Below are 5,157 nucleotides of genomic sequence, written 5' to 3'. Positions count from 1 at the left end.
GTCCGAAATGAACACCTGCTTCCAAAAGCTGTTTCATTGAAATAACGCTCATGTTTGTTCTCCTTTTTGGTTAGATTCTTCCGTACAGATCATTTTCTATCTGGACCCAGCCTTCACACCGTCGGGGCACCATCCATTGGAATCTCTGTACGTGATTTTTATTTGTGCGTCTTTACGCACATTGCAACTCTTAGAGTATAGCACAGCAAAACCCTCTGTGTAAAGAGGGTTTTCAGGATTTTTTATATAATTTTTTATACTTTATAAATAAAATTTAATATAAATAAGTACTATTTATTCAAAACAATATTATACTTTTAATATATCAATTATTGATAGGGGGGATATATTTTGTTTATTAGAAAAGAGGACTTTAATGAAGTTAAAATCATTCCTTCTATTTTAGTCTATTTACTGATGAACTTTGGAATAATTTTTGTAATAGAAATTATAGATGATAGCTTCTTAGATAAGAATACTAATGTTGTTCAATTGATTATAGATTGTCTATTTATTCTATATTTATTTTTTAAGTTTGGAGTAAATTTTCGTAAACTAAATAAACTAATACATGATTTTATTGAAAAAATAAACATAAAAGAAATCTTAAACGTTGTATTTACACAGATACTAATTTCTTTGGGTACTACTCTTTTGATACTAGCTATTGTATGTTTTATAGATTTAGATATGGCAAATTCACTAAATAGTTCTGGTGATGATATTTTCACAAATACTGTGTCTGTATTTATTTTAACTGTAATAACTGCACCAATACTTGAAGAATTGCTGTTTAGAGTGGTAATTTTTAAGAGATTATCAAGAATTTTTGATGTATATATCGGTATGATATTCTCATCAATATTGTTTGGAATCTTGCATGTAGAATTAGCTGTTGTAGGTGCTATTATTTTTGGTATTGCAAACTGTATTTTATATTTAAAATATAGAAATATATTGATACCTATGACTGTGCATTTTCTAAATAATTTAATTGTAAGTATACCTTCTTTGTTTACAAGTTCAGATTCTATCACTGGAGCCGAAAACAGTCTACTTACACTTAGCGATGCTTCTTCATATTTAGTAGTCGGCATTATCACTCTTATAATCGGATTAATTTTATTTATAAGATTTATAATACAAAATCGTAAATATATCGAAAAAGATGCTTTTGATATGAAAACTTATAAATTTGATAGTCTTTTGTAATTATCTTAAATAAAATAAAACCGTAGTTTGTACTACGGTTTTATTTTATGGCTTTACTATACTCCATTTTGTCTTTGTAATACTTCTATTTTCTGGGTAAAAGTCAACTTCTACTCCATCCATAATTACAAGCACCTTACCAGGAAGTATAACATTTTTGCTACTTCCTTTAGATGCAATCCACTCATGGTTGGATATATTTTTTAGCCCTAATATACTCCTGTTTTTTACATTTTGTACTACTTTTCCGATTAATTGCGTTGGTTTTATATCTTCATATCCAACTATGCTGTTTATAATTTCAGTACCTGGAAGTAAATCCAATATTTCATATTCATTTGCTCCACTTGCATATGAATATGTTATTTGTAGTTGATGTTGTACTTTAGGCTTTTTGACAGGTGTCTGTGCCTTGTCTTTATCTATAATTATTATCTTTTTCTTTTCCTCAAATCCCTTATTTGAATCAGCTATTACAACTCTTTCTGTATGCTTAGAATCTTTTTCGTTTTCGTTTTTCTCTAATTTATTATTATTTTTATTTTCAATAGAGTTTTCACTAAATTCTAGTATTTGCTCATTATTATCATTTGGCCAGTCTATAATATCCTTAAACTTAATTAACTTTTGGATAAATGTAGTTTCATCTATTCGTAACTCCAGATTATTTATTCCATCAACAAAACTTTGGATAAAGACTATTTTTATATCATCTGTATAAACTTCATTCCAATCTTTTATCAATTTTGAGTGTATACCACGCACAGGCATATTACTTTTATCTTTGTAGCTATAAACAAATATCGGCTCTTTATACGCATTTAATTCGTCATTTTTAGTATAATAAACCGTATCTATTACTTTACTTCCTTCAAATGGATTACTGTCAAATAAAATCTCAAATAATAAAAACGCTAAACTATGCCTGTCAGTATTTATATTGGCTCTACTTTTATTGTTTAATATTTCTGGAGCAGAAGTTTTTTCATAATTAATGTCATAATTATAAGCGTTTTGTTCAACTATCTTTTCTGTATTTTTTATCTTACACTCATTTTGAGGAGTTATAACAATATCATTTAATGTTATAGAATTAAAGCACTTTTCTTGTTTATGAATGTCTTCAAATAATTTGCATACTTGAATACAGAGATTTAATTTTTCACTAAGATTGCTAAATTTCGTGTTTTCATATATGTAAGTTTCTTGTTTTTCTTTATTGATATTATTAGTTTCATGTATATTATTAATTTGATTTTCTTTATCGATATTGTTTTCTTTTTGAACATCATTTAAGTTATTAAAATCAAGTTTTAGATCTATATCTGTGGTTTCTGATTTCTCAATAGATAATGTATTTATCTCTAAATCTATTCCCCATTGCCTTTGTTGTTGCAATTTTTCCATCTTTTTAGCTTTTTGCCCATTTATAATATCATCAATCGAAATCTTACTTTTCTTTTCTTCTTTTTCGTTTATTTCTTCTTGATTATTTTTATTTATATATAAGTAATCATCATCCAAATCATCTACATAAATAATTTCTTCGTTTGTTATTTCATTATTTTCTAATCTATCAGTTTGTTTATCATTATCAAATTCATCTGTTCTTTTTTCACTATCCATCAGCTCCACCTCCTGCCCTTATTTTTCTTTTATATTTAAATCAATTTCTAAAGTTGAAGATATTTCTTTTCCTCTTCTTTTAATTTTATGTGTTCTTCTTCTCTTCGCTTATCCTCAATATTTTTATTCAGTTCTTCTTCTTTTTCTTTATCTATTGTTTTGTACTTTTCTAGTAATGAGTCTATTTCCATTTTTCTACTGTCTATATGTTCTTCTTGAGATGTTATCTTACTCAATTCTTCTTGTATCTTTTTTATTTGTTCTTCTAATAGATGTTTTTGCTCTTTTAAATCTATATTTAACTTTTCTAACTCTTGTTTTTCACTGGCTAACTTTTCTATATTTTCATTGTTTTCGTTTTTTTGACTCAAAATCTGCTCATTATTTAATTCAAATATTTTTATCTTTTCTTTTGAATAATTTATTTCGTTATCTATTTCTTGTATTTTTTTCATATTTTCAAGATTTTTTATAATTCCGTCATAATTATCACTATTAAAAATAATCGACATGGAGATATCGTCTTGACTTCCTTGTTTTGATTTTTCTTCAAACTGCTCTCCTAGTTTTTCTTCCATATTTATTTTATCATCAATTGTATTTAAAGAACCTAACTCAGTTGCTATCGAATAATTATAATCTAAAAAATCTTTCTTATCTATAAATGAGTTATAAAGACCTGATGTTGATATCATAATCGCAAAAGGCATTTCATCAGAAAAATATGTAGTAAAGTTATTGTATGCTTCATCATCACTTAATGTTTTTTTATGATTTTTATTTTCTATATTATCTATAGGTGTATTCATCTTCCCATTTTTATCTATTACTACAAAACTTCCATCTCCAATTAAAAATCCAAAACTACATTCTTGACTCATAACACCTACAGACAGCGTAGTATCATAAATAGAAGATATGTTTTCAATATCAAAATCATTATCTAAGTATTTATCTATTTCATTTTGTGTAATTGGGTTCATATCTACATCTTCATTTATTTTTATATGCCATTTTGATATTGTCATTTTTATGATTCTATTTATAAGATATTGTTTATCATAATTATAAGCTTCAACAAATCTATTATAGTCATTCATATATTCATAAATACTTTCCTTTGCTGCCTCTGCTGCAAATTGTGACCCTCTATCACTTCTAAAATGCTTTTGAGAGCTATGTCCATCTGCCACCGCTGTCATAACATAATCTTTTCTCTCTAAATCCAATTCTGTATAATCTTCACATTCTCTCCCTTGATTTATATGTATTTGACCTGTTGTCACAGCACTAATTCCATTTAACAAAATCTTCACCTCCTATATTTTCTATTATATACAAAAACAGGCCCAACTTTTTAATAAGTTGAGCCTATTTATATATTGCAATTTATTATTTTCTTAAATCGATATTTTGGTCTTTTACTGTAGCCATTTCTCTTATTTGATTAGAATATTGTGATTCAATATGTACCATGTCGATAAATTCTTGTACTGAATTGAACCCACCTAACATTTCTCTAAGTGAAATTGCTCTGTTTGCAGTTTGTTCATTTACTCCAGGAAGTTTTAATAAATCTTCCTTTGGGCAAAAGTTTATATTTATATTGTTGTCATCTACACTTTGATACTCTGTAGTTTTATTATAAGATATATAGTTACTACTATGGAAGTTATGATGATCTTGTTCAAAAGCTTCATCATAATTTTCATTTTCAAATAAACTATCACTTGGATTATTTGAAATTGTATCGTAGTCTCTATACTCCATATTTGAGTGGTATGTGCTATCTAAATGTGTATCATTTCCACTACCTTTTATATAATCTTTTCCTTTGTAGTGTCTTCTCACATCTTCTCTGATTTTGTCTAAATCTTTATCTTCTATTCCATTAGTAAGAATATAATCTCTTCTTATTAAGTATTCTCTTCTCACTAAAAATGAGTGAATAACACCTACTAATAAACTCACCAACCATACTAAAACTGCAACAGTTGATGCAAAACTAATAGGATCTGATACAATGAAAAATATAGATAAAATACCTACTAATAAGTATAATACTCCTGCTACCTTCCATTTAGTTGTTCTAGCCTTTGTTCCTATATATATGAATGATGCAAAAGAAAATCCAATGCATGAAAGTACAATCCACCACGAATTAAGAATTTCCCAGATTAAACCTCGTCTTGTTACTGACATATTTTCACCCTCTTAAGTAATTATTCTTTTTAAAATATATAGAAATTTTATTCATTTTATAACACAATTATATCATTTATAAGAAACTAATATTATATTTATTATATTTATTTTTAT

Annotated in this window: 4 protein-coding genes; 1 reads left to right on the top strand and 3 read right to left on the bottom strand. The window is 26.7% G+C overall.

Annotation, left to right across the window (positions count from 1 at the left end):
- Positions 1–351: 351 nt before the first annotated feature.
- Positions 352–1,212, top strand: coding sequence for a CPBP family intramembrane glutamic endopeptidase (locus RDX53_RS13680; RefSeq protein ID WP_195930741.1), 861 nt, complete (start codon positions 352–354; stop codon positions 1,210–1,212).
- Positions 1,213–1,257: 45 nt separating this feature from the next.
- Here the strand turns inward: RDX53_RS13680 and RDX53_RS13675 are convergent, their stop codons facing one another.
- From RDX53_RS13675 to RDX53_RS13665, 3 genes are all read right to left on the bottom strand, one after another.
- Positions 1,258–2,838 carry a hypothetical protein gene (locus RDX53_RS13675; RefSeq protein ID WP_195930742.1) on the bottom strand — a complete coding sequence of 527 codons (1,581 nt, stop codon included), beginning with the start codon at positions 2,836–2,838 and terminating at the stop codon, positions 1,258–1,260.
- Positions 2,839–2,885: 47 nt separating this feature from the next.
- Positions 2,886–4,145 carry a protein phosphatase 2C domain-containing protein gene (locus tag RDX53_RS13670; protein ID WP_195930743.1) on the bottom strand — a complete coding sequence of 420 codons (1,260 nt, stop codon included), beginning with the start codon at positions 4,143–4,145 and terminating at the stop codon, positions 2,886–2,888.
- An 85-nt stretch (positions 4,146–4,230) separates the two neighbouring features.
- A complete protein-coding gene (locus tag RDX53_RS13665; RefSeq protein WP_195930744.1) occupies positions 4,231–5,040 on the bottom strand; it encodes a helix-hairpin-helix domain-containing protein in 810 nt (269 codons plus the stop codon).
- Positions 5,041–5,157: the final 117 nt, after the last annotated feature.

The organism is uncultured Intestinibacter sp., from assembly GCF_902468165.1.
Lineage (GTDB): Bacteria > Bacillota > Clostridia > Peptostreptococcales > Peptostreptococcaceae > Intestinibacter.
Note: the sequence above shows the minus strand (reverse complement) of the source record. Positions and strands in the feature narration are given on the sequence as shown.

Coding starts and splice junctions, on each gene's coding strand:
- RDX53_RS13665 (WP_195930744.1), bottom strand. CDS start 5,040: ATGTCAGTAACAAGACGAGGTTTAATCTGGGAAATTCTTAATTCGTGG.
- RDX53_RS13675 (WP_195930742.1), bottom strand. CDS start 2,838: ATGGATAGTGAAAAAAGAACAGATGAATTTGATAATGATAAACAAACT.